General features: G+C 68.1%; 22 protein-coding genes. 7 read left to right on the forward strand and 15 right to left on the reverse strand.

What is annotated here, in order from left to right; translation table 11 throughout:
• Positions 1-26: 26 nt before the first annotated feature.
• The gene (locus AC07PA_RS00140) at positions 27-983 is read left to right on the forward strand and encodes an SGNH/GDSL hydrolase family protein (protein ID WP_007857542.1); all 957 of its coding nucleotides are present in this window, start codon (positions 27-29) and stop codon (positions 981-983) included.
• A 73-nt stretch (positions 984-1,056) separates the two neighbouring features.
• Here the strand turns inward: AC07PA_RS00140 and AC07PA_RS00145 are convergent, their stop codons facing one another.
• From AC07PA_RS00145 to dacB, 4 genes are all read right to left on the reverse strand, one after another.
• Complete coding sequence (locus AC07PA_RS00145) at positions 1,057-1,728, reverse strand: OmpW/AlkL family protein (protein WP_007857543.1); 672 nt, start codon at positions 1,726-1,728, stop codon at positions 1,057-1,059.
• Positions 1,729-1,767: 39 nt separating this feature from the next.
• Complete coding sequence (locus AC07PA_RS00150; protein ID WP_145693692.1) at positions 1,768-2,913, reverse strand: SGNH/GDSL hydrolase family protein; 1,146 nt, start codon at positions 2,911-2,913, stop codon at positions 1,768-1,770.
• A gap of 163 nt (positions 2,914-3,076) precedes the next feature.
• Complete coding sequence (locus AC07PA_RS00155; protein ID WP_494604084.1) at positions 3,077-4,381, reverse strand: lipase family protein; 1,305 nt, start codon at positions 4,379-4,381, stop codon at positions 3,077-3,079.
• A gap of 134 nt (positions 4,382-4,515) precedes the next feature.
• Positions 4,516-5,976: a D-alanyl-D-alanine carboxypeptidase/D-alanyl-D-alanine endopeptidase gene (dacB, locus tag AC07PA_RS00160; RefSeq protein ID WP_494604082.1), complete on the reverse strand. Its 1,461-nt coding sequence runs from the start codon at positions 5,974-5,976 to the stop codon at positions 4,516-4,518.
• Between the two features lie 60 nt (positions 5,977-6,036).
• Between dacB and AC07PA_RS00165 the strand changes: the two genes are divergently transcribed.
• From AC07PA_RS00165 to corA, 5 genes are all read left to right on the forward strand, one after another.
• A complete protein-coding gene (locus AC07PA_RS00165) occupies positions 6,037-7,032 on the forward strand; it encodes a DMT family transporter (RefSeq protein WP_035205030.1) in 996 nt (331 codons plus the stop codon).
• A gap of 19 nt (positions 7,033-7,051) precedes the next feature.
• Complete coding sequence (tsaB, locus tag AC07PA_RS00170; protein ID WP_145693698.1) at positions 7,052-7,771, forward strand: tRNA (adenosine(37)-N6)-threonylcarbamoyltransferase complex dimerization subunit type 1 TsaB; 720 nt, start codon at positions 7,052-7,054, stop codon at positions 7,769-7,771.
• Positions 7,772-7,784: 13 nt separating this feature from the next.
• Positions 7,785-8,264, forward strand: coding sequence for a ribosomal protein S18-alanine N-acetyltransferase (gene rimI, locus AC07PA_RS00175; protein ID WP_007857549.1), 480 nt, complete (start codon positions 7,785-7,787; stop codon positions 8,262-8,264).
• 16 nt (positions 8,265-8,280) lie between these two features.
• Positions 8,281-9,045 (forward strand): uracil-DNA glycosylase family protein, encoded by a 765-nt coding sequence (locus AC07PA_RS00180; protein ID WP_494604079.1) that lies wholly within the window; start codon positions 8,281-8,283, stop codon positions 9,043-9,045.
• Positions 9,046-9,238: 193 nt separating this feature from the next.
• Entirely contained in the window at positions 9,239-10,225 is a 987-nt protein-coding gene (gene corA, locus AC07PA_RS00185; RefSeq protein ID WP_007857552.1) for a magnesium/cobalt transporter CorA, read from the forward strand.
• A 175-nt stretch (positions 10,226-10,400) separates the two neighbouring features.
• Here corA and AC07PA_RS00190 read toward each other — a convergent pair whose 3' ends face one another.
• The 10 genes from AC07PA_RS00190 to AC07PA_RS00235 form a co-directional block, all read right to left on the reverse strand.
• Positions 10,401-11,144, reverse strand: a complete 744-nt coding sequence (locus AC07PA_RS00190) for a 5'-methylthioadenosine/adenosylhomocysteine nucleosidase (RefSeq protein ID WP_494604076.1) — start codon at positions 11,142-11,144, stop codon at positions 10,401-10,403.
• A 140-nt stretch (positions 11,145-11,284) separates the two neighbouring features.
• The gene (locus AC07PA_RS00195; RefSeq protein WP_035205036.1) at positions 11,285-12,964 is read right to left on the reverse strand and encodes a long-chain-fatty-acid--CoA ligase; all 1,680 of its coding nucleotides are present in this window, start codon (positions 12,962-12,964) and stop codon (positions 11,285-11,287) included.
• 142 nt (positions 12,965-13,106) lie between these two features.
• The gene (locus AC07PA_RS00200; protein WP_007857557.1) at positions 13,107-14,531 is read right to left on the reverse strand and encodes an NAD(P)(+) transhydrogenase (Re/Si-specific) subunit beta; all 1,425 of its coding nucleotides are present in this window, start codon (positions 14,529-14,531) and stop codon (positions 13,107-13,109) included.
• Positions 14,528-14,854 (reverse strand): NAD(P) transhydrogenase subunit alpha part 2, encoded by a 327-nt coding sequence (locus tag AC07PA_RS00205; protein ID WP_145693704.1) that lies wholly within the window; start codon positions 14,852-14,854, stop codon positions 14,528-14,530. The genes AC07PA_RS00200 and AC07PA_RS00205 overlap by 4 nt, the downstream gene beginning before the upstream one ends.
• A 30-nt stretch (positions 14,855-14,884) precedes the next feature.
• The gene (locus AC07PA_RS00210) at positions 14,885-15,430 is read right to left on the reverse strand and encodes a hypothetical protein (protein WP_007857559.1); all 546 of its coding nucleotides are present in this window, start codon (positions 15,428-15,430) and stop codon (positions 14,885-14,887) included.
• A 23-nt stretch (positions 15,431-15,453) separates the two neighbouring features.
• Positions 15,454-16,167 carry a hypothetical protein gene (locus AC07PA_RS00215; RefSeq protein ID WP_145693706.1) on the reverse strand — a complete coding sequence of 238 codons (714 nt, stop codon included), beginning with the start codon at positions 16,165-16,167 and terminating at the stop codon, positions 15,454-15,456.
• Positions 16,164-17,279 (reverse strand): Re/Si-specific NAD(P)(+) transhydrogenase subunit alpha, encoded by a 1,116-nt coding sequence (locus AC07PA_RS00220; RefSeq protein ID WP_494604072.1) that lies wholly within the window; start codon positions 17,277-17,279, stop codon positions 16,164-16,166. The genes AC07PA_RS00215 and AC07PA_RS00220 overlap by 4 nt, the downstream gene beginning before the upstream one ends.
• A 184-nt stretch (positions 17,280-17,463) precedes the next feature.
• Positions 17,464-18,528 carry a class II fructose-bisphosphate aldolase gene (gene fba, locus AC07PA_RS00225; protein WP_007857562.1) on the reverse strand — a complete coding sequence of 355 codons (1,065 nt, stop codon included), beginning with the start codon at positions 18,526-18,528 and terminating at the stop codon, positions 17,464-17,466.
• A gap of 81 nt (positions 18,529-18,609) precedes the next feature.
• Positions 18,610-19,995 carry a histidine kinase dimerization/phospho-acceptor domain-containing protein gene (locus AC07PA_RS00230; protein WP_494604070.1) on the reverse strand — a complete coding sequence of 462 codons (1,386 nt, stop codon included), beginning with the start codon at positions 19,993-19,995 and terminating at the stop codon, positions 18,610-18,612.
• Positions 19,992-20,699, reverse strand: coding sequence for a response regulator (locus AC07PA_RS00235; RefSeq protein ID WP_494604068.1), 708 nt, complete (start codon positions 20,697-20,699; stop codon positions 19,992-19,994). The genes AC07PA_RS00230 and AC07PA_RS00235 overlap by 4 nt, the downstream gene beginning before the upstream one ends.
• Positions 20,700-20,788: 89 nt before the next feature.
• On the opposite strand from AC07PA_RS00235, the gene AC07PA_RS00240 reads away from it, so the two are divergent.
• Positions 20,789-21,529: a phosphatase PAP2 family protein gene (locus tag AC07PA_RS00240; RefSeq protein WP_494604066.1), complete on the forward strand. Its 741-nt coding sequence runs from the start codon at positions 20,789-20,791 to the stop codon at positions 21,527-21,529.
• A 15-nt stretch (positions 21,530-21,544) separates the two neighbouring features.
• On the opposite strand, the gene pyk is transcribed toward AC07PA_RS00240, so the two are convergent.
• A complete protein-coding gene (gene pyk, locus AC07PA_RS00245; protein ID WP_007857566.1) occupies positions 21,545-22,981 on the reverse strand; it encodes a pyruvate kinase in 1,437 nt (478 codons plus the stop codon).
• Between the last annotated feature and the right edge of the window lie 243 nt (positions 22,982-23,224).

A 23,224-nucleotide genomic window follows, 5' to 3' on the forward strand; every position in this document is an offset into this window, starting at 1 on the left:
TAACCCCCCATTTTCTGGAGAAATACATGGCAGCAAATTGGATGCGCCGCACCGTACTGGTGGCCGCATGCGCGTCGGCCGCATTGCTTGCGGCCTGCGGTTCGAGCACGACGGAGTCGGCTTTCAACCCTGAACGCCTGGTGGCCTTTGGCGACGCTTACAACGACGTCGGCCAGAAGGGAACGCGCTACTCGGTCAACGATGGCAGCGTGAACAACTGGACGCTGCAGATCGCTTCGCGCTACGGCAAGACGCTGGCTGCATCGGCTGTGGCCGGCGGCCGCAGTTATGCCGTGGGCAATGCCCGCGTGGCGATCAAGCCCGATGCCGCGGGTGTGGCGACCACGCCCACCGTGACCGAGCAGATCGACACCTTCCTGGCCGCCGGCGGCGTCACCACAGGCGACCTGATTGTCATCAACGGCGGCCCGAGCGACGTGATCGCCGGCATGGCCGCCGTGACGGCCGGCACCCAGAGCACCACCGACATGGTGGCCGCTGCGCGCAAGGCCGGCCAGGACCTGGCCACCCAGGTGCGCCGCCTGGTCGCTGCGGGCGCCAAGAACGTGGTCGTCACCGGCACCTACGACCTGGGCAAGACGCCCTGGGCCAAGACCATCAACCGTGAAGCCCTGCTCAGCGATGCCAGCAGCCGCTTCAACGAAGGCCTGCTGGTGAGCATCGTCGACCTGGGTGCCAACGTGCTCTACGTGGACTCGGCCTACTACGTGAACCTGTATGTCGGCACCCCTGCCAACTACGGCTTCAACAACGCCACCACGCCCGTGTGCACCTCGCTGGACACGGCCAACGGCATCGGCATCGGCGCCGGCCAGGTCAACTCGGCCCTGTGCACGCCCTCGACCCTGCTGACGGGTGCCAACCAGGACTCCTACGTGTTCGCCGACAGCGTCTACCTGACGCCCAACGCCCACCGCCAGTTCGGCAACTACGCCTACGACCGCCTGCGCGCGCGCTGGTAAGCCGCGCTGCGGCCGAGACGGCCCCAAGAAAAAAGCCGACCCAGGGTCGGCTTTTTTGTGTCTGCTCGGGGCCTCAGAACCGGTAGCCGACCCCGATGGCGATCACGTCGGGGTTCAACCGCGTGGTGATCGACTGGCCTGACGACAGGTGTGTCGTGGTCTTGAGGAAGCTCTTGTAGTAGGCGGCATCGACCGACCAGCGGTCGTTGATGCTCCAGACGAAGCCGATCTGGGGCGTCAGCCCCCACTTGTTGTCCACCGACGCCGTCGTGGGGCGCGACGGCGTGCCACCGGTCAGGCCGCTCAAGGTGGCCGTGCTGCGGGTCTTGAAGAAGCGGCTGTAGGTCAGGCCCAGCCCCACATAGGGGCGGAACTTCGCCTCGGGCTCGGCAAAGCGGTACTGCGCGAACACCGTGACCGGCAGGACCTTGGTCTCGCCGAGCTTGCCCACGCCGGCGATGGCGCCATCGCCCTCGATATCGTGCTTGAACGGCAGCGCCAGAGGGACATCCACGGCCCAGTGGTTGGTCAGCATGTAGTTCACGCCGCCCGACAGCGAGGTGGCATTGCCCACGTCCACGGTGGTGCCCGGAAAGCTCGGGGCGCTGAGGTTGCCGCTCTTGACCTGCGGGGCGATGTGGGTGAAGCCTGCGCGCACGCTGAACGTGCCGGCAACCTGTGCCGAGGCGCCAGCGCACAGCAACAAGGCTGCCGTCGCCAGGCCCAGCCGGGAAAAGTGGTGCATGGGAAACTCCTTGAAAAGTACGGAGGTCACGGCGAAGCCTTACAGCCAGCCTGCACGCGACAACGAACGCGAGACCAGTTGCCCGATCAGCTGGTGGCCGTAGGGCGTGGGGTGGAAGCTGTCGGAGAAGCCGTAGCTCTTCCACCAGTCCGCCCCTCCGGTGGCTCCTGCTGGGGGCGCCATGGCAGACAGCGCGGCCGCGGTGCAGGTCGGGAAGCTGTAGGTCGGCAGGCCGTCGCTGCCCACCCCTGTTGCCGGGCAGGCGGGCGTGCTGGCGTTGGTCAGCTGGTACTGCCCAGGGTTGGTCGACTGGTCCTTGAACGAGGTGTAGAAGTCCACCACCACGATCTTGGCGTCACCCGCCAGGCTGGTGGCCAGTTGTGCATTGAAGGCCTGGACCCAGCCGTCGAACAGGGCCTCGGCCTGCTTGGCCGCGTCGGCACCGCGCTGGGCGGCGATGGACCCCAGCACCATCTGGAAGCGGGGTGTGCGGGTGATGCCCGGTGCATTCAGCACGGCCACGCGCGGGGCCCCCTTGGCCACCGTGTTGGCCTGGATGGTCGCGGCGAACTGCTGGGCCAGCGCCTGCATGTAGGCACCACCGACCTGCGCCATCCCCGTGGCACCGCTGGCCAGGGCGGCGTTGACGGTAGCTGCGGGCAGCACGCTGGTGAGCACGGCCGCGTAGGCCTGGCCATTGTCTGCGGAGGCGCGCAGGTAAGCACCCACCAGGTCGGCCGCATCGTTGCCGCCACCGTCGACCAGCACCAGGTCGGCCGGGCTGTAGCCGGCATTCCCCAGGTCCTTGAGCTGCTGGGTGATGGACACCGGAGAGGTCGGCGCGGTGAAGTTGTTGATGCGGCCACCGCTCACGGCGTAGTTCGAGCAGCTGTTGTTGGCCACGAACGCCGTGCCGTTGAACAGGTAGTGCGCGCACAGGGTCTGGCCATAGCTGGTGGCCACACGCTCGGGCCAGATCGGGGTGGACCCGGCCCCCGTGGCTGCGGCCCCCTGCACGGTGGCCTTGAAGCCGAAGGTGCCACTGTCGGCCAGGCTATCGCCCGCGACCTTCACCGAGGTCACCGGTGCAGCAGGCGCGGTGTCCGAGCCACCGCCACCGCAGGCTGCCAGAAGGCAGGCCGTGGCCAGGACCGACAGCGCGGTCTTGCATGTTTGTGCAATCAAGGGAGTTCTCCAGAAAAGACGATTACAAAAAGCACGACCGTGCTTTTTTGCAACAACCATCCTAACCCCGTGTCTCCTGATTGCCCGCCCGGGAAACTACCAAGCCGCGCAGCATGAAAAAAGCCGACCCGCGGGTCGGCTTGGGAGTGCGCGGTGAGACCGCTTACTTCACGATGACGTCGAAGACGGCACGCGCCTGGGCATGGCAGAACGGTGGCTCATAGGTGCCGTGGTAGGCGCCGTAGTAGGTGGCGAAGGCTGCAGACGCGGGGTCGGTGGGCGCTGCGCCACCGGGGCCGAAGGTGGCCTGGATGGGTCCGTCCACATCCACCGAGATCACATTGGTCACGCCGCGCCTGGCGAAATCGGCCGCCATCACGTTCTGGTGCACGGCGGGCGGCACCGTGGGGTCGCCCGATCCGCCACACAGCAGCACGCGCGACTTGGGCGTCCAGCCCAGCAGGTCGTTCTTCTGGGCAGCCAGGTAGAGCGGGTCGTTCAGGTTGGTCTGGCTGCTGGCGATGAAGGCCGGCTGGAACAGCGCGTCGCGCGCCTGGTTGGGCGTGCCGGCGGGCAAGGTGCCCGAGGTCACCAGCGTGGTGTAGGTCATCGTCGGGCTGGGCAGCAGGGTCTCGATGTAGTTCGAGTACGGCGCCTTGAAGGCCAGCTTCACGTCGCTGTAGATATTGCCGTAGACCTTCTGCCAGGCCGTCACCAGGTAAGGCACGAAGAACTGCACGCCCGCGATCGCATCGGGGATGCGCAGCGAACCCGACAGGTTGTAGGGCCCGGCCAGGTGGGCACCGGCCGCCACGTCGAACTCGTTGCCATAGTCGCGCTCGGCGGCGCGGTGCGCGGCCATGGAGGCATGGCCGCCTTGCGAGTAGCCGGTGAACAGGATCCGGCCCGACAGGTTGCCGCCTACCGAGGCGGAGGCCTTGCGCGCAGCGCGCACCGAATCGATCACCGAAGTGGCTTCCGAATCGGCGTGCAGGTAGGGGTGGTAGCTGTAGCCCGACTTGGCGAACCCGAGGTAGTCGGTAGCGACCACCGCATAGCCCTGCGAGGCGTACATCGCGGCCAGCAGGAAGGTTTCGCTGTCCTGCGGGTTGGCCAGGGTGCGCGGCTTTTGCACGTCGGTGCCCTTGGCATAGGCCAGCAGGGCGGTCTTTTCCGTGCTGCAGGTGCCTGCGGGCACCAGCATCACCCCCGAGGCGTTGGTGAGTTCACCCGCCTTGGCACCTGCCGTGTAGTAGTTGAGTGCCACGACCTTCACGTCGCAGCGGGCCTTGCCGGCAAGGGCCCTGAGGCCGCTGGACGTGGTGCCCGCATCGATCTGCGCGGCAGTCAGCGTGGTCAGGATGTTGGGAGGATCCATCAGGTCCCCGCGCGAGGGGTCCTCGGAGCCGCCGCAGGCGGCCAGCAGGGCCGCTACGGCGGCGGTACACGTCAGGCGGAAGTACTTCATGGTTGCAATCCTCTCTCTGTATGGGCTATGTCGGCGGATGGTAACGCAGCATCGTGCGCGCACCGGCACTGGCGTAGCCATTGGGGTTTACGAGAGCGTTCGGACGCCTGCGCGACAGGGTCCGCGCGCGGCTTCTACTGGTCGCGCGCGGCCCAGTCGGTGAGCGCATCGAGCACCGGCCGGGCGGCTCCGGCGTTGGCATGGTTGACCATGGCCACCAGCACGTAGCGCCGGCCGCTGGCGCCATGCACGTAGCCGGCGATGGCCATGACGTCACGCAGGCTGCCGGTCTTGAGGTGGGCCGCGCCGCGGGCCTGGCTGCGGCGCAAGGTGCCGTCCACCCCGGCGATGGGCAGGGAAGACACCAGCTCGGGCATCACCGGCGAGGCCCAGGCCGACTGCAGCATGCGCGCCAGGCCCTGGGCCGTGATGCGCGCATCGCGGGAGAGGCCCGCACCGTTGTCGGCCACGGGCTGGTCGGTATCGCCAAAGCGCAGCTGCCACCAGCGGCGCAGGGCCTCGCGCGCGCCGTCGAAGGTCGCGGGAGCCCCCTTGTTCCCCAGGGCCAGCGTGAGGAACACCTGCTGCGCCATGACGTTGTTGCTGTACTTGTTCACATCGCGCACCACCTCGGCCAGCGCCGGCGAGGTGGCCACGAAGGCGGGCTTGAGCCCGGCCGGCACCTTGCCGTCGCGCACGCTGCCCGTGAGCCTGCCGCCCAGCTCGCGCCACATGCCCTCCACGGCACGCGCCGCGAAGCCGCGCGGGTCCGTCGGCGCGATCGGCCAGACGCGTTCGCCGCAACTGGACGGGAACACGCCCTGGAAGGCAATGCGCGCCGGGTCGGAAAACTCCGCGCGCAGGGCGCCGCGCCAATCGCCGCATTCCGCCCCCGGGGCGGCCAGCGCCACGGACGCCTGGCGCTGCACGCCGGCCATCGGGGGGTCGTACTGGATGCGCGCCAGGCCGGCAGCGGCATCGGGCACGAAGGTCATCACCTGGGACTTGTAGTTCACCAGCAGGGCATCGGGCGAGGCGTTGTAGGGCCGCAGGGGCTCGTTGTCGAAGCTGCCAGGGTCCTGCTCGGGCACGTCGAAGGCGGTGCGGTCGAGCACGATGTCACCCACGATGACCTGGATGCCCTGGGCCTGCAGGCGCCGCAATAGCAGCCACAGGCGCTCCATCACCAGCTTGGGATCGCCCTGGCCCTGGATATAGACATTGCCGCGCAGGCTACCGTCCTGCACCGTGCCCTGCACGTAGACCGGGGTGTTCCAGGTGTAGGCCGGCCCGAGCTGGTCGAGCGCGGCGTAGGTGGTGACCAGCTTCATCACCGAGGCCGGGTTCATCGGCACCTGGGCGCGGTGCGCCAGGCGCGGCGCCTGCCGCGCACCGCCCTGGGCATCGACCACGAGCACCGAGAGCGCCTCGCGCGGCAGGCGCGTGCGGGACAGCGCGGCCTCCACTTCGGGAGGCAGCGGCGCTGGGGCTGGCGCCTGGGCGCTGGCACCGGGGGGCAGCATGCCCCACAGCAGCACGGCAAGAGGCACCAGGGAGGTCAGGGACAGACGGGTCAACGAAGGGACAGACAACATGGAGGGGGAGTCTATCGCCCACCTCCGGCACGGCCTGCCCGGCCCACCGATAATCCCCGGATGCGCTTTTCTCCCCGGGCCATGGGCCTGCTGGCGGCCCTGGTGACCGTCACCCTCTGGACCAGCTTCATCGTGATTGCCCGCGCCTCGGCGCAGCGCAGCCTCACGCCGCTGGACATCACGCTGCTGCGCATCGTCGGCGCCAGCCTGGTGCTGGTGCCCTGGGGCTGGTGGCTGGTGCACCGGCGCAGGGTGCAAATGGGTGCCAGCGCCCCCGCCTCCAGCCTCGCCGGCATCTCGCCGCTGCCGCTCTCCACCACGGCCCTGCTGGGCCTGTTTGGCGGCCTGCTGTATGCCGTGCTGGCCTATGCGGGCTTCTTCCATGCCCCGGCCACCCATGCCGCCGTGCTCATGCCCGGCAGCCTGCCGCTGTGGACCGCTCTGCTGGCCGTGCTCGTGCTGCATGACCGCATCACCCCCCTGCGCGCACTGGGCCTGGCGCTCATCGTGGCCGGCGACCTGCTGGTGGGCGGACGCAGCCTGCTGGCGGGCTTTGCGGGCGGGGATGTGTGGAAAGGCGACGTGCTGTTCATGCTCGCCGCAGCCAGTTGGGCCGCCTACAGCGTGCAGGCCCGGCGCCTTGCGGTGGATGCAGTGCAGGCCACGATCGCCATCACCGCCTTTGCGCTGCTGGTCTACGCACCGGTGTACGGGGCCTTGGTGGCCCTGGGCATGGTCACCAGCCACCTCGGCCACGCGCCCTGGAGCGAGATCCTGTTCCAGCTGGTCTTCCAGGGCGGTGGCTCGGTGGTCATCTCGGGGATTGCCTTCACGCGCATGATCCAGCACTACGGCCCCGTGCGCAGCACCATGATCACGGCGCTGGTGCCGGGGCTGTCGGCCATCGGCGCGGTGCTGCTGCTGGACGAGCCCATGCACTGGAACCTGGGCGCGGGCCTGGCGCTCGTGACCACGGGTATCCTGCTGGGCGTGCTGCGCAAGAGCCCCGCGCCCGCCTCCTCCCTGCCCACCGCTTCCGGAAAATCTGCGGCCTGATGTCCCGCCTGCCACCGCCATGAACCTGCTTGCCTTCGATACCAGCACCGACACCCTGTCCATCGCCGTGCAGCACGGGGATCTGGTGCGCGAGCACACGGGCCCGGGCGGTGCGCAGGCCTCGGCCACGCTGATCCCGGCCATCAACCGCCTGCTGGCCGAGGCCGGCCTGTCGTTCGCCACGCTGGACGCCATCGTCTTCGGCCGGGGACCGGGCTCCTTCACCGGCCTGCGCACGGCCTGCGCCGTGGCCCAGGGCCTGGCCTTCGGGGCGCGCGGCGGCGCGGGCGTGCCCGTGCTGCCGGTGGACACGCTGCTGGCCGTGGCCGAGGAGGCGCGCCTGCAGCATGGCTCTACCCAGGTGGTGGCGGTGCTCGACGCACGCATGGACGAGGTCTACAGCGCCCGCTGTGCATGGCAGCCCGCCGAGGGCCGCTGGCAGGCCGATGCCGACTTCGGCCTGGGCGCCCCTGAGACCGTGGAGGTGCCCGACGGCTGGAGCGTGGCCGGCAATGCGCAAGCGCCCTATGGCGAGCGCCTGGCGCCCCTGGCCGCCCATGTACGGGCCCTGCCCACGGCCACCGCACTGCTGCGCCTGGCGCCGGCCCTGCTGGCCGCAGGGGGCGCCGTGCCCGCCAGCGACGCCCTGCCGCGCTACATCCGCGATAAAGTGGCGAAAACCACCGCCGAGCGGGACGCCTTGCGCGCCGCCCAGGCCACCACGCCCACCCCTCCCTGAACCGACCGCCTGCATGAGCGCCGTACCCACCCCTTCTGCCGATGCCCCCGAGGCGCGCCTGGAAGCCCTCACGCTGGCACAGCTCGATGCGGTGCTGGAGGTGGAGCAGCGCGCCTACACCCACCCCTGGACGCGGGGCAACTTCATCGACGCCATGGCCTCGCGCTACGAGTGCCAGTTGCTGCTGGGCGGCGACCGGTTGCTGGGCTATTTCGTGGCCATGATGGGGGTGGACGAAGTGCACCTGCTGAACCTCACCGTCACGCCCGAATTCCAGCGCCAGGGCTGGGCCCGCGTGCTGCTGGACGCACTGGCCCTGTGGTCGCGCGGCAAGGGCGCCCAGTGGCTGTGGCTGGAGGTGCGCGTGAGCAACCTGCGCGCCCAGCACATTTACGAGACGCACGGCTTTCGCCGCGTGGGCGAGCGCAAGCGCTACTACCCTGCCCACCATGGCCAGCGCGAGGACGCGGTGGTCATGAGCCTGCCCCTGTGAGAACCTGCCAATCCCTATGAGCCTTTCACTCGATGCGCGCCAGCGCGCCATGCTGCAGGAGATGGGGGTGACCGTGTGGGCCCCCGGCGAGGACGCTGCCGCACCGCCCGCGGCCGCCGCCCCCGTGGCAGTGGCCGCAGCAGCCCGCCTTGCCCCACCGCCGCCTGCGGCTGTGCAGCCACCGCCGGTGGTGCATACCCCCGCACCGGCGGCGCAGCGCGCGCCTGTGGCCACCACACCGGTGGCCCCGGTGGCGGCCGCGACCGCCGCAGCCACCGGCCTGGCAGTGCACGCGCCCCAGGCGCTGTACCCCGGGGCAGACCCGGCGCGCACGCCCGCGGGCCTGGGCGGTGGCTGGCTCATCGTGGCCGAAATTCCCCATCCCGCCGAGCCGCTCTCGGGCGATGCCGGCAAGCTGCTGGACAACATGCTGCGCGCCATGCAGTTGCACCGCCACCCCCGGGTGTTCCTCGCGGCGCTGGAGCGCGCCGGCTCCGGCAACGGCAACAGCAGCGATGCCGACGTCGCCGGGCAATTGGCGCAGGCCGTTGCCACGCTGCGGCCGGCCATGGTGCTGGTGCTGGGCCATGTGGCGGCCCGGGCCGCGCTGGCCAGCACCGAGCCCCTGGGCCGCCTGCGTGCAGGGCCGCACACCCTGGCGGGCTGCCCGGCCGTGGTCACCTACGACCCCGCATTCCTGCTGCGCTCACAGGACAACAAGGCCGCCGCCTGGGCCGACCTGTGCCGGGCGCTGGCCATCGTGCGCGCGGCCGCCGCCTGAGCCGCCGCGGCCAGGTCTTCACCACAGACACGCCGGCTGCCCGGTGCGATAATCCGGCGCTTGCATTTTTAAACGGAGAAAGCTCCTTGGAAACCTACCCGAGTTGGTAGCTTTCAGCTCCCCGGCCTGCCGTGGGGTTGAAAGCAACCCCTGACCCCCCACCGCAGACGCCAATTACCAAGGGAGTGAGCCCATGCTCAACATCTTTACGCTCGCCAATGGCCGGCTGTTCCAGGAAGAGATCGAATCTCTGGAAGAGCTCGCCAAGTTCCAGCCGATCTGGGTGGACCTGGAAGCCCCCACACTCGAAGAAAAGCGCTGGATCAAGCAGCACTACGGCCTGTCCATCCCCGAGGATGCGATGGACGAGGACATCGAGGAATCCGCCCGCTTCTACGAAGAAGACAACGGCGAGCTGCACATCCGCAGCGACTTTTTGATCGATGATGACGAGAACCCGCGCTCCGTGCGGGTGGCCTTCATCCTGAACCAGCACAACGCCAACCTCAAGAGCCGGGGCGTGCTGTTCTCCATCCACGACGAGGACGTGCCCGTGTTCCGGCTGCTGCGCATGCGCGCGCGCCGGGCGCCGGGTCTCATCGAGGACGCCAAGGAGGTGCTGCTCAAGCTGTTCGACGCCGATGCCGAGTACTCGGCGGATACGCTGGAGAACATCTACGACGAGCTCGAAGCGGTGAGCAAGCAGGTGCTGGCCGGCGACGTGACCGACACCCGCGCCGGCGAGGTGCTGGCCGCTATCGCGCGCCAGGAAGACTTGAACGGCCGCATCCGCCGCAACGTGATGGACACGCGCCGCGCGGTGAGCTTCATGATGCGCAGCAAGATGCTCAACTCCGAGCAGTTCGAAGAGGCGCGCCAGATCCTGCGCGACATCGAATCGCTGGACAACCACACGGCCTTCCTGTTCGACAAGATCAACTTCCTGATGGACGCCACGGTCGGCTTCATCAACATCAACCAGAACAAGATCATCAAGATCTTCTCGGTGGCCAGCGTGGCGCTGCTGCCGCCCACGCTGATCGCCAGCGTCTACGGCATGAACTTCGAATTCATGCCGGAGCTCAAGTGGACCTACGGCTATGCCTATGGCATCGCGCTGATGGTGGCGAGCGCGGTGGTGCCCATGTGGTACTTCCGCAGGCGCGGCTGGTTGAAGTAGCCCCCCTGTGGCGCTGCGCGCCTTCCCCCCGAGGGGGGACGCCACCCCTGGACCGGCAAAGCCGGATCCACGGTGGCGCTGGCGGTTGCACTTCTGGCGCTGCGCGCCCTTGTGTTGTCAGGCCGGGTTCTAAGCTACGCCCATCTGTGGCGCTGCGCGCCTTTGTGCTGCCGGGTCACAAAGTTTGCATGAGCACGTGCACCATGTGCTCGGCATAGCGGCTGGCGACGGTCTGGACGAATTGGGCGAAATCGACGTGTGCGGTGTCGTCGGCGCGGTCGGAGATGGTGCGGATGGCGGCGAAGGGGATGGCGTAGTCCAGGCAAACCTGGGCCACGGCGGCGCCTTCCATTTCGACGGCAAGCACGTCGTGGCCAGCCTGGCGCAGGCTGTCGCGCAGCTGCCGGGCTTCCTGGGCGCTGGAGACGAAGCGGTCGCCACTGGCGACGAGGCCGTGGTGCACACGGTGCGCGCCGTCGCCCAATTCTGGCAGGCGGCCGGCGCCGGACAGGCAGCTGCGCGCGGCCTCCCGCAACAGGGTGGACAGGTGCGCATCGCAGGCCAGCCGCGTGCGTGCATAGCCAGGCAGTTCCCAGCGCGGGAACAGCGGGGAGGCGTCCATGTCGTGCTGCACAAAGGTCTCTGCCACCACCACGTCACCCACGTTCACGCCATCCCCCAGCCCCCCCGCCACGCCGGTGAAGACGATGCGCGCCACGCCGAAATGCTCGATGAGCGCCGTGGCCGTGGTGGCCGCCGCCACCTTGCCGATGCCCGAGAGCGCCAGCACCACGGGCCGCTCGCACAGCTCGCCCCGCCAGAAGGAGCGGCCGGCGTGCGTGAGGCGCTGGGCGCGCTCGAGCCGGGCGACGAGGCTGGCCTGTTCTTCGGGCAGGGCGCTGAGGATGGCTGTGGTCATGGGGCTTGGGGCAAAGGAAAAGGGCCTGCGGCCGGGCTCGCAGGTCTGCGATTATTCCAGCCGAAGGCCCTTCGTCGAAAACACACCCTGGGCGGCGCCGTTCACAGCACCGCGGGCAGGGTGGTTTCGCTGGCGTCTTCTTACTTCTTGTCGCGCAGCTCGCGGCGCAGGATCTTGCCCACCGGGGTCTTGGGCAGCTCGGTGCGGAACTCGATCACGCGCGGCTGCTTGTAGCCCGTGAGGTTGGCCTTGCAGAACTCCTTGACCTGGGCCTCGGTGAGACCCGGGTCCTTCTTCACGATGACCAGCTTGACCGCTTCGCCGGTCTTCTCGTCGGGCACGCCGACCACCGCGCATTCGAGCACGCCAGGGCAGTTGGCGACCACTTCCTCGACCTCGTTGGGGTAGACGTTGAAGCCGCTGACCAGCACCATGTCCTTCTTGCGGTCCACGATCTTGAAGTAGCCGCGCTCGTCCATGATGCCGATGTCGCCGGACTTGAAGTAGCCGTCATCGGTCATGACCTTGGCGGTCTCGTCGGGGCGCTGCCAGTAGCCGGCCATGACCTGCGGGCCCTTGATGGCGATCTCGCCGGGCTGGCCCAGCGTGGTGACCTCGTGGCCTTCGTCGTCCAGCAGCTTCATCGTCGTGCCGGGAATCGGCACGCCGATGGTGCCGGTGTATTCCTTGGCCGTCACGGGGTTGCAGCTGGCCGAGGGGCTGGTCTCCGACAGGCCATAGCCCTCGCAGATCGGGCAACCGGTCTTCTCCAGCCAGAGTTTGGCCACGGCGCCCTGCACGGCCATGCCGCCGCCCACCGAGACCTTGAGGTTCTTCCAGTTGACGGTGTCGAAGTCCGGGTGGTTGGCCAGACCGTTGAACAGCGTGTTCACGGCCGGGAAGCTGTGGAAGGTGTGCTTGGACAGCTCCTTGAGCACCGCCGGCAGGTCGCGCGGGTTGGGGATCAGGATGGTCTTGCCGCCCGTGCGCATGGACAGCATCATGTTCACGGTGAACGCGAAGATGTGGTACAGCGGCAGCGCGCAGACGCTGGTGGGCTGCTCGCCCGAAGGCACCTTGGCCATCACCGGCGCATTCCAGGCCTCGGACTGCAGCACGTTGGCGATCACGTTGCGGTGCAGCAGCACCGCGCCCTTGCTCACGCCGGTGGTGCCGCCGGTGTACTGCAACAGGGCGATATCGTCGGGACGGATGTCGGGCTTCTTGAAGCTGCCGCGCGTGCCCTTGGCCACGGCGTCGTTGAAGCGCACGGCACCGGGCAGGTCATAGGCGGGCACCATCTTCTTGACGTTGCGCACCACATAGTTCACCAGCGTGCCCTTGAGCAGGCCCAGCTGGTCACCCATGGCCGCCAGCACCACGTGCTTGACGGGCGTGTTGGCAATGCACTGCTGCAGCGTGGTGGCGAAGTTCTCGATGATGACGATGGCCTTGGCGCCGGAGTCCTTGAGCTGGTGCTCGAGTTCGCGCGGGGTGTACAGCGGGTTCACGTTGACCACGACGAAGCCGGCGCGCAGGATCGCGGCCACCGTCACGGGGTACTGCGGCACATTGGGCATCATGATGGCGACGCGGTCGCCCTTGACCAGGCCCAGGCCCTGCAGGTAGGCCGCGAAGGCGGCGCTCAGCGAATCGGTCTGGGCGTAGCTCACGTCCTTGCCCATGAAGCTGTAGGCCACGCGGCTGGCGTACTTGTTGAACGCCTCGTCCATCAGCGCCACCAGGGAGGGGTACTGCGAGGTATCGATATCTGCGGGAACACCTTGCGGATAGGCGGCCAGCCAGGGACGGTCGGTCATGATGCGTGTCTCTCCAAACTTCTCGTTGCAATGGAACCCCGGCATTGTCTCTGCCGGTGCGGGTTCCGTGGGTGCTTAGTTTCCCCTAGGCGACAGGGCTTTCGCCGTAGCGCCCAAAGGGTCTTTTCGCCGTGGGGAAGGACTACTCGATGGCCTTGCCGATGTCCTCGACGACCTTCTTGGCATCGCCGAAAACCATCATGGTCTTGTCCATGTAGAACAGCTCGTTGTCCAGGCCGGCGTAGCCCGCGGCCATGGAGCGCTTGTTGACGATCACGGTCTTGGCCTTGTAGGCCTCGAGGATGGGCATGCCGTAGATGGGGCTGCCCTTGGTGTGTGCCGCGGGGTTCACCACGTCGTTGGCACCGAGGATGATGGCCACGTCGGCCTGGCCGAACTCGCCATTGATGTCCTCCATCTCGAACACCTGATCGTAAGGCACCTCGGCTTCGGCCAGCAGCACGTTCATGTGGCCGGGCATGCGGCCCGCCACCGGGTGGATGGCGTACTTCACCGTCACGCCCTTTTCGGTGAGCTTGGCCGCCAGTTCCTTGACCGCATGCTGGGCGCGCGCCACCGCCAGGCCATAGCCGGGCACGATGACCACGGTCTCGGCGTTGCCGAGCACGAAGGCCGCGTCGTCGGCGCTGCCGCTCTTGACCGGCCGCTGCTCCTTGGCTCCACCCGCCGCGGTGGCGGTGTCGCCACCGAAGCCGCCCAGGATCACGTTGAAGAACGAGCGGTTCATGGCCTTGCACATGATGTAGCTCAGGATCGCGCCCGAGCTGCCCACCAGCGAGCCGGCGATGATCAGCATCGAATTGTTGAGCGAGAAGCCGATGCCCGCTGCCGCCCAACCCGAGTAGCTGTTGAGCATGGAGACCACCACCGGCATGTCGGCGCCGCCGATGGGGATGATGATCAGCACGCCGAGGATGAAGCCGAGCGCGATCACCAGCACGATGTCGACCCAGCTTTGCGAATGCCAGAAGCCGAAGCAGAAGAACAGCACGGCCAGGCCCAGCACCAGGTTGAGCTTGTGCTGCCCGGGGAACTGCACGGGCGCGCCCTGGAACAGGCGGAACTTGTACTTGCCCGAGAGCTTGCCGAAGGCGATCACCGAACCACTGAAGGTGACCGCGCCGATGAAGGCGCCGAGCGCCAGCTCGATGCGGTTGCCGCCGGGGATGGGGGCGTCCTTGGGCACGATGGCAAAGGCCCAGGGCTCGGCCACCACGGCCACGGCAATGCACACCGCTGCCAGGCCGATCATGCTGTGCATGAAGGCCACGAGCTCGGGCATCTTGGTCATCTCGACCCGGTTGGCCATGATGGCACCGGCCGCGCCGCCCACCACCAGGGCGCCCAGCACATAGACCATGCCCTGCGCCTTGCCGCCCGAGAGCTCGACGATGAGCGCGGCGGTGGTAAGCACGGCGATCGCCATGCCCGTCATGCCGAAGACGTTGCCGCGGATCGAGGTCGTGGGGTGCGAGAGCCCCTTGAGCGCCTGGATGAAGCAGACGCTGGCCACCAGGTACAGCAGCGTGACGAGGTTCATGCTCATGCCTGGCCTCCTTCAGCCTTGGAGACGGACTTCTTCTCTTTTTTCTTGAACATCTCGAGCATGCGGCGCGTCACGAGGAAGCCGCCGAACACGTTGACCGCAGCCAGCGCCACGGCCAACACGCCCATGCTCTTGCCCAGCGTGGTTTCGGTCAGCGCCGCGGCCAGCATGGCGCCCACGATGACGATGGCGGAGATGGCATTGGTCACCGCCATCAGGGGCGTGTGCAGCGCGGGGGTCACCGTCCAGACCACGTGGTAGCCCACGTAGATGGCCAGCACGAAGATGATGAGGTTGATGAGGGTGGGAGAGACGGCATCCATGGAAATGTGTCCTTCTTTCTTCAATTGGCGTTAGGTTCCGGCAGACCAGGGGCCTTTGGCGGCATTCTTCTTGGCGAAATAGGCATCCACAGCGTCGATGAGCTGCTGCTGGGCCGGGTTGATGGGCGGCTCGATCAGAGCGGCCGATCGCATCACGGTCTTGAGCGTTTGCACGTGGTAATCGGTGAACTTGTCGGCGCTGCGCGCGAGCACCTCGGGCAGCTCGGTGAGCGCCAGCGCGCGGTTGCGCAGCAGGTGCGCGCTGGCCACCCAGAGGCTGCCGGCATCGCCATCGGTCAGCGCCAGGTGCTCGCGCAACAGCGCCTGCACGCCGGTCTTCTGCTGCACCGTGATGGCGCCCGTGGTCTGCACCGTGGCCAGGGCCAGCACGGCGACCACGTCCACCGGATGGTCGAGCGCGTAGAGCGGTGGCGTGGTGACCTTTTTCCGCCAGGCGCGCCGGTGGAAGAAGGTCAGCGGGTTGAGCCAGCCCACATCGATGCCGAAGCGCCGCAGGGCCTCCATGGCCATGGTGAAGGTGATGACCAGGCCCAGGATTTGCAAAATGATCCCCATGTTCCGTGCCTCCCTTGGCTTTTTTATTGCGGCAGTGCGGCGGGGAACGGCGGCACGGCCAGGAATCCATCGAGCATGCCGACGCTCACGCGTGCGGCCCGGGCCATCTGCTGGCTCCAGGCCTCGGCAGGCAAGCCGGCGCGCAGGTAGTCGGGGGTATTGCCTGCGGGCAGCTTCAGCAGGCGCAGGTCCACCAGCGCATTCACCTCGATATAGGCACCGCCCTCGGTCGCATAGCGGTAGTTCACATGCGAGTAGGGCTGCGTGAGCGCCACGCCGCGCTCACCGATCCAGCGCACCAGGCCCGGGTTGGCCTTGTCCAGGAAGCGGTCGCTGGTATGGGCCCAGCGCTTGAAGCGCAGGCAGTCCACGCGCACGGGGCTGCCGGCGGCGGCATCCCGCACCCACAGGCCCTGCTCCTGCGCACAGGAGGCCGTCCACAGCGTGCGGTCACGCGGGTCGCTGCGCTGGTGGGATTGCACCAGCATCACCGCCAGCACTTCGTTGCGGGCGCCGCGCAGGGCCACGGCGCGGGTCTGCAGGGGCAGGCTGGCCGGTGGCGGCAATGCCGCCAGAGCGTCATCGAAGCTGCCCAGATCTTCCCAGGCGGAAGACGGCAGCACCACGCGCGTGCGCCCGGCGCTGAACTCGGCAGGGCCGGCAGGCATGGGGGCGCATGCGGACAGAACCGCCAGGGCCGCCGCAGCGGCCAGCAGGCGGGGCAGCAGGGGCCTCATGCGCGCTTCACCGTGCCTTCATGGGCCATCAGGCAGGCAGCCACGATATCGTCCTGCAGGTCCATGTGCAGGGCGCCTTCCTTGTTGACGATGAGCTTGAGGAAGTCGAGCACGTTGCGCGCGTAGAGCGACGAGGCATCCGCCGCCACCAGGGCCGGCAGGTTGGTCTCGCCCACCAGGGTCACGCCGTGCTTGACGACGGTCTTGCCGGGCTCGGTGAGCGGGCAGTTGCCGCCCTGGGGGGCGGCGATGTCGACGATAACCGAACCGGCCTTCATCGACTGGACCATCTCCTCGGTCACCAGCACCGGGGCCGCGCGGCCGGGGATCAGGGCGGTGGTGATGACCACGTCGGCCTGGGCCACGCGCTTGGCGACCTCGGCCTTCTGGCGCTCCAGCCAGCTGGGCGGCATGGGGCGGGCGTAGCCGCCCACCCCCTCGGCGGCGTCCTTTTCTTCCTGGGTCTCGTAGGGCACGTCGATGAACTTGCCACCCAGCGATTCGACCTGCTCCTTGACGCTGGGGCGCACATCGGAGGCCTCGATCACGGCACCCAGGCGCTTGGCCGTGGCAATCGCCTGCAGGCCGGCCACGCCCACGCCCAGGATCACCACGCGCGCGGCCTTCACGGTGCCGGCGGCTGTCATGAGCATGGGGAAGAAGCGCTGGTAGCGGTCGGCCGCGATCATCACGGCCTTGTAGCCGGCGATGTTGGCCTGGGAGGACAGCACGTCCATGCTTTGCGCACGGGTGGTGCGGGGAGCGGCTTCGAGCGCGTAGGCCGTCACGCCGGCAGTCGCCAGCCGCTGCAGGCCCGCCGCATCGAAGGGGTTGAGCATGCCGACCAGCGTGGTGCCCGCGCGCAGGCGTGGCGTCTCGGCCTCGGACGGGCAGCGCACCTTGAGCAGCAGGTCGGCGCCCCAGGCGCCCGCGGCATCGGTGATCTCGGCACCGGCCGCTTCGTACGCCGCATCGGTGACGCTGGCGGCAATGCCGGCGCCGGCCTCGACGCGCAGGGTATGGCCCTGGGCCTTGAGCTTCTTGACCGTTTCGGGGGTCACGGCAACCCGTGTCTCTCCTGCCATGGACTCTGCAGGCACACCAATCAGCATGTCGTCTCCTTGCTCAAGGTCAGTGGTTTTACTTACTTACTGACCGCGAGCTTACATGAAGAAACTTTGATGGCTGTTGCATTTGGCTGATGTAGAGGGAACTCCCCATCGCAAAGGAGACACTCCGGGCGCAAAAAAGCCCGCAAGCACGGGACTTGCGGGCTTGTAGGCCGGGGCCGGTGGTTCAGTGCACCACTTGCGCCAACGTGCCTGCGGCGTACTGCTGGGCCACCTGCTGCAGGCTCAGGCCCTTGATCTTGCTGCCCTGGCCTTCGCAGCCGAATTCCAGGTAGCGGGCCTTGCAGACCTGCTTGGCGGCTTCGCGTGCGGGCTTGAGCCATTCGCGCGCGTCGAACTTGTCGGGGTTCTCGGCCAGGAACTTGCGCACCGCGCCGGTCATGGCCAGGCGGATGTCGGTGTCGATGTTGATCTTGCGCACGCCGTACTTGATGGCCTCCTGGATTTCCTCGACGGGAACGCCGTAGGTTTCCTTCATCTTGCCGCCGTACTGGTTGATGATGGCCAGCAGCTCGGCAGGCACCGAGGAGGAGCCGTGCATCACAAGGTGGGTGTTGGGAATGCGCTGGTGGATTTCCTTGACGCGGCTGATGGCCAGGATGTCGCCCGTGGGCTTGCGGCTGAACTTGTAGGCGCCGTGGCTGGTGCCGATGGCGATCGCCAGGGCATCGAGCTGCGTGGCCTTGACGAACACGGCGGCTTCCTCGGGGTCGGTCAGCATCTGGCTGTGGTCCAGCTTGCCTTCGGCGCCGATGCCGTCTTCCTCGCCGGCTTCACCGGTTTCCAGGTTGCCCAGGCAGCCGAGTTCGCCCTCCACGGTGACGCCGACCTTGTGCGCCATGTCGACGACCTTGCGCGTCACTTCCATGTTGTATTCGAAGGACGAGGGGGTCTTGCCGTCTTCCATCAGCGAACCGTCCATCATCACCGAGCCGAAACCCAGGTCGATGGCGCCCGCGCAGATTTTGGGCGAGGTGCCGTGGTCCTGGTGCATCACCAGGGGAATGTGCGGGAAGGCTTCGACGGCGGCCTGGATCAGGTGCTTGATGAAGGGCTCGCCGGCGTACTTGCGGGCACCTGCGCTGGCCTGCAGGATCACCGGTGCACCCACCTCGTCGGCAGCAGCCATCACGGCCTGGACCTGTTCCAGGTTGTTGACGTTGAAGGCGGGGATGCCATAGCTGTTGGCAGCGGCGTGGTCGAGCAGTTCGCGCATCGAGACGAGGGGCATGGTCGTGAGGTCCGTTCAGGGTTGATGGGGCGCCATGGATACAGGCAGCGGGCGGTGGTAACCGCTTGGTAACCCGGGATTTTACCCGGCCGTCGCCGCCGACGCTGCGGCGAATTCCAGCCGGTAGCAGGTGGTAAAGGGCGCCGGCGCCGCTGCGGGCCCGAAATGCCCACCATGGGCCTCGGCCACGCGGCGCACGATTTCATGCCCCAGGTGCAGGCTGTCCGCAGGTGCCACGGCACGTTGCGCGCCCGCGCCGCGGGCCCCGTCGTCGCAGACCTGCAGCCATGCAGCCCCGGCATCGGAGACCCCCATCTGCACGGCGATGCGGGTGCCTTCCGGGGTGTGCTTGAGGGCGTTTTCCATCAGGTTGCGCAACGCCAGATCCAGCAGCACGGCATGGCCCGCCAAGGCCATCTGGTCAGGGCCGGCCAGCGCGATCTCGTCGCCGCGCTGCCAGGCAGCCTGTGCGTAGTCGGCGCACACGGCCCGGCTGACGGCCACCAGGTCCAGGGGCGCCTTGGCCTCGTGCAGTTCGGCCCGGCTGGCACGCGCCAGGGCCAGCAACTGGTTGAGCACGTGGCCCGCTCGCAGCGCGTCCTGGCCGATGCGCGCCACGGCCTGGGCCTGGGCCGGAGCGTCCAGGCCCTTGTCCAGTGCGCTGGCCTGGAGCGCAATCGACGACAGCGGCGTGCGCAGTTCGTGCGCCACCTCGTTGGCCAGGCGGCGCTCGCGCGCCATGGCGGCCTGCTGGCGCTCCAGCAGGGTGTTGATCGACGCTACCACCGATTCGAACTCGCTCCAGGCACGGCTGGCGGTCAAGCGCTCGGCGCTGGCCGGGTCGAGCGCTGCCACGTCGCGGGACAGCTCGTACAACGGGCGCAGCCCCCGCCACAGCGCCAGGCCCAGCGCCAGGGCCACGACAGGCAGCAGCCACAGGCCGGGCTCCACCATCTGTTCGGCGATGTCCTCGGCCAGGTCATCGCGCTCGCCCAGCTCCAGCAGCACCACCACCTTGCGGCTGCGGTCGGCCGACCACTGGGAGAAGCTGCGCCACACGGTGGCCTTGGGCCCCAGCGTGAGGTTGGAAAAGCCCTCGGCCCCACCGAAGGCGGGCAGGGGGGCGCTGCCCGTGTGGGCCAGCAAACGGCCCTGTGCATCCCACTGCACCACGCTCAGGGATTGCTGGTAGTCGTGCGCCTTGAGCCAGGGCATGGGGGCACGCTGGGTGGTGTTCTCGACCTCGACGGACTCCAACGCACGCAGGTTGAGCAGCAGCGCGGCCACGCTGGCCAGGTGGCCATCGGTCAGCTCGTCGGCCTCGTGGATGCCGGTCTGGTAGCCCAGGTAGACAAAGCTGGCCCAGACCAGCACCAGGGCACCGAGCGACCAGAGCAGCAGCTGGCGGGTGAGCGAGGAACTGCCGGCCACGCGCAGCAGGCGCCGGCCCCAGGCCTTCATCCTCATGGCTTCTCCTGGGGCATGAAATAGCCCACGCCGCGCATGGTCTGGATGCAGGTGCTGCCCAGCTTGCGGCGCAGGTGGTGGATGTAGACCTCGATGGCGTTGCTCTCGATGGCCACGTCCCAGCTGTACAGGCGCTCCTCGATCTGCTGGCGCGAGAGCACGCGCCCGCGCGCATCCATCAGCACCCACAGCACGGAGAACTCGCGCGGCGACATCTCCACCGCGTGCCCCGCCTGGTGCACCGTGCGCGCACCGGGGTCGAGCTCGATGTCGGCATGGCGCAGTGTGGGCGATGCCCGGCCCGTGGCACGGCGCAGCATGGCGCGCAGCCGAGCCTCCAGTTCATCGACGTTGAAGGGCTTGACGAGGTAGTCGTCGGCCCCCTGGTCCAGCCCTGCGATGCGTTCGGTGACATGGTCGCGCGCCGTGAGGATCAGCACCGGCGTGGCCGGGTCCGGCAGCGCCAGCGCTGCCTGCGCCCCGGCCGTCGCGGCCGGGCTGGCGCGCAGGCGGCGCAGCACCTCGCTGCCGTCGCCGTCCTTCAGGCCCAGGTCCAGCAGCACGGCATCGAAGCGCTCGGCGCGCAGGGCGGCCCAGGCACCCGCCACGCCATCGCACACGTCGACGGCATAGCCGCGCTGCTGCAGGTTGGTGCGCAGGCCACTGGCAATGCCGGCATCGTCTTCCACCACAAGGATTCGCATGCGCGCATTGTGGCAGTCCCGCGCGGCCTGCGCCCGGACCGCCGCAGGGGTTTAAGACGGCCTTAAGAGCGGATTCCTATCGTCGCCCCATGCGCCTGCCGTCCTCGCCCCTTGACCCCGCCCTCCCCCCGTTCTCCGCACAACGGCGCATCGCTGCCTGGACACTGGCCTGCCTGGCCCTCGTGGTGCTGTGGGATTTCCTGGGCCGGGACCTGTTGCTGGCCCATGCCTTCGGCAGTGGCTCGGGCTTTCCGCTGCGCGACCAGTGGTTCTTCGTGCATGTGGCGCACGAGGGGGCGCGGCGGGTGGGCTGGTTGCTGGTCTTGCTGCTGGCACTCGGCGTGTGGTGGCCCCTGGGCCCGCTGCGCCGCCTGGACATGGGCGAGCGCCTGCAGTGGGTGGTGAGCGCACTGCTGGCGCTGGCCGCGGTCAGCATCGCCAAGAACCTGAGCAGCACCAGCTGTCCCTGGGACCTGGCCGAATTCGGGGGCGTGGCGCGTTATGCCTCGCACTGGGCCTGGGGCTTGGTGGATGGCGGCGGGGGCCGCTGCTTTCCCGCCGGCCACGCCTCGGCAGGCTTCGCCTTCGTCGGCGGCTGGTTCGCGCTGCGGCGCACGCAGCCCCGGGCTGCATGCGTCTGCCTGGTGGCATCGCTGGTGGCCGGGCTGGTGCTGGGCCTGGCCCAGCAGGCGCGGGGCGCGCATTTCATGAGCCACACCCTGTGGTCGGCCTGGCTGTGCTGGACGGTCGCCTGGATGGCCGACCTCGGCGCACGCGCACTGCGGGTGCGCCTGGCCCCGCCGCCGGGTGCCGCCGCACCCGCGGCCTGAGCCGCTTGGGAGGGATCAGCTGGCGCGGCAGATCTTGAGCATGTTGGTACCACCGGGAGCCCCCATGGGCTCGCCGCAGGTAATCGCATAGACATCGCCCTTCTGCACGATGTTGCGCGTCTTGAGGTGGCCCTCGGCCTGCTCCAGCGCCGTGTCGCGGTCGGCACTGGTGTCCATGAGCAAGGGGCGCACGTTGCGGTACATGGCCATCTTGCGCTGCGTGGCCACCTTGGGCGTGAGCGCATAGATCGGGATGTGGATGCGGTGGCGGCTCATCCACAGCGCCGTGGCGCCGCTGTCGGTCATGGCCACGATGGCCTTGGCGCCCAGGTGGTGGGCCGTGAACAGCGCGCCCATGGCGATGGACTGGTCGATGCGGCCGAAGGTCTGGCCCGTGAAGTCGGCGTCCAGCGGGTGGTCCTCCGCGGCCTCGGCCGCGGCGCAGATGGTGGCCATCTCCATCACCGTCTCCAGCGGGTACTTGCCGGCCGCCGTCTCGGCGCTGAGCATCACGGCGTCGGTGCCGTCGAGCACGGCGTTGGCCACGTCGCTGACCTCGGCGCGCGTGGGCACGGGGTTGGTGATCATGCTCTCCATCATCTGCGTGGCGGTGATGACCACCTTGTCCAGGTCACGCGCCATGCGGATCATCTTCTTTTGCAGCGCCGGCACGGCGGCATTGCCCACTTCCACGGCCAGGTCGCCGCGGGCGACCATGATGCCGTCGCTCACGCGCAGGATGGCTTCGAGGTGCGGAATCGCCTCCGCGCGCTCGATCTTGGCGATCAGGCCCGGCTTGTGGCGGAACTCGGAAGCCGCCACGTTGCACAGCTGGCGTGCCATCTCCATGTCGGTCGCGTTCTTGGGAAAGCTCACGGCCACGTAGTCGGCCTGGAAGCTCATCGCGGTGCGGATGTCCTCCATGTCCTTGGCCGTGAGGGCGGGCGCCGTGAGGCCGCCGCCCTGCTTGTTGATGCCCTTGTTGTTGGACAGCTCGCCGCCGATCTTGACCGTGGTATGCACCTCTTCGCCCTGCACGGAATCGACGATGAGCACGATCAGGCCATCGTTGAGCAGCAGCACGTCACCGGCCTTCACGTCGCGCGGCAGCTCCTTGTAGTCGAGGCCCACGCCGTCGATGTCGCCGGGCTCGGTGCGCGAGGCGTCGAGCACGAACCTCTCACCCGACACCAGCTGCACCTTGCCTTCGGCAAACTTGCCGACCCGGATCTTGGGGCCTTGCAGGTCGGCCATGATGGCCACTTCGCGTCCGGCGCGCTGGGCGGCGGCGCGCACCGTGGTGGCGCGGTCGATGTGGTCCTGCGCCTTGCCATGGCTGAAGTTCAGGCGCACCACGTTGACGCCCGCGCGGATCATCGCCTCCAGCAGTTGCGGGTCGCTCGAAGCGGGGCCCAGGGTGGCAACGATCTTGGTGGCGCGGCGGGTTTGCATGGGCTTGTCTCTTTCGTCGGTTATGTAATCGAATTTCAATTTTCACACGAAAGCGGTTACATGCCGATTACCACCTGCCCGGCAGGCCCATGCGGCATTCGCAACTATTTCCAAAACTGGAACAGTCAGTTCGCGACTTGGTAGTTTTTCTCTGAACACCCCAGGCGTACAGTTCAACCCATCGATGAGCCGAACCCGCAAGGCGACTCACCGAACCCGGTCTGAAGTTGTTTTCTCTCCGGT

The sequence above is a fragment of the Acidovorax sp. GW821-FHT09B03 genome, from assembly GCF_059418305.1.